Below are 1,133 nucleotides of genomic sequence, written 5' to 3'. Positions count from 1 at the left end.
CACGGACCGTCCACAGGTGATCGGTGATGCCGGCCGCCATCGCCGGGGTGCTGGGACGCCATCGTCGAAGCGAGCCGGTGCCGAGCGTGGGTTCGGGAGCCGGCAAGGGGGTCCGCAACCGGGCGTGGGGCAAGATCAGATGGTAGTACGCCAACGACAACCACAACTGTTTTTCGAGCCAGGTGATGTCCTTGGAAAAGCCATTGGTCCGCCGGGTGAGGCGGCGATTTTGTTGCCGCTGGGTCAGGTTGTCCCGTTCGACGAAGCGGGTGTTGATCGTGTTACTCACGGGGGATTGGGCCAAGCGGGCGGTCACGACGGCCGGGTCGCCGAACACCACCTGGGTCCGCACCGCGATCACCCGGCCCCGGCGGCGCTGCTTGATCACTNNCGGGGTGGACAGTACCATTCCCCATAGGTCGTCAACAGCGCCTGGGGGTAGGCAGCCCATTGATCGCTGGTAAACAGCGGCAGAAGACGAGCGTCAGTCACCTGAGCGACTTGTCCGAGCAAGCGGTTGGCGCTGGCCTGATCGCGTTNNGCCCACGACAAACCCCAGCACCAACCGCCAGACGGGGGCAAAGGCCAACCACACCCAAGTCTCCCCATAACTGTCCAAATAGTGTTGTGCGCCCGGCAGGTTTTCTTGCTTGGTATGCACGAAACTCCACAGTTCATCCAGTGGGCATTCGGTCGCCGGGAGATCCCGCCACAGATACAGCATCACGGCCCGGCACTGGCGGGCGGCCCGATCCAACCAATTCCTGACCAGTTCTTTATCCACTTCGACGATCCGGGCGGTGGCGCGCAGCGAATTCCCCTCCGCCAATGCCCGCAAGGCGGTCTCGAAGATTAAGGGGTCCGTCCCCAACCCGTAGTAAGCCGTACCGTAGCTCAACGTCACGCTACTTCCACACCCCTGACAGCGGGCTTGAGGCTCGCCCCGACTGCTGCCGTTGCGAACCAACCGTCCGATTTTAAAAGGTTTTCCATAATGTTCGCATCGGCTGTTAGGGCAATACAGCGTCTCCCAGTCCAAGGTAACCTCCTCGATAAGAACAAGACTCCTATCGAGGATGCCAACCTCCCCTCAAACAGGGGTATGCTCATCACGGAAGTTAAGGGGCACTACC

At 61.3% G+C, this 1,133-nt stretch carries 1 pseudogene; it reads right to left on the bottom strand.

What is annotated here, in order from left to right:
- Window positions 1-967, bottom strand: a pseudogene (locus CTR53_RS21155) (helix-turn-helix domain-containing protein); the annotation flags it as partial.
- Window positions 968-1,133: the final 166 nt, after the last annotated feature.

Origin of the sequence: Ferrovibrio sp. (genome assembly GCF_002796975.1) — a bacterium.
GTDB lineage: Bacteria > Pseudomonadota > Alphaproteobacteria > Ferrovibrionales > Ferrovibrionaceae > Ferrovibrio.
The sequence above is the reverse complement of the archived record's forward strand: the minus strand, read 5'-3'. Positions and strand labels throughout refer to the sequence as shown.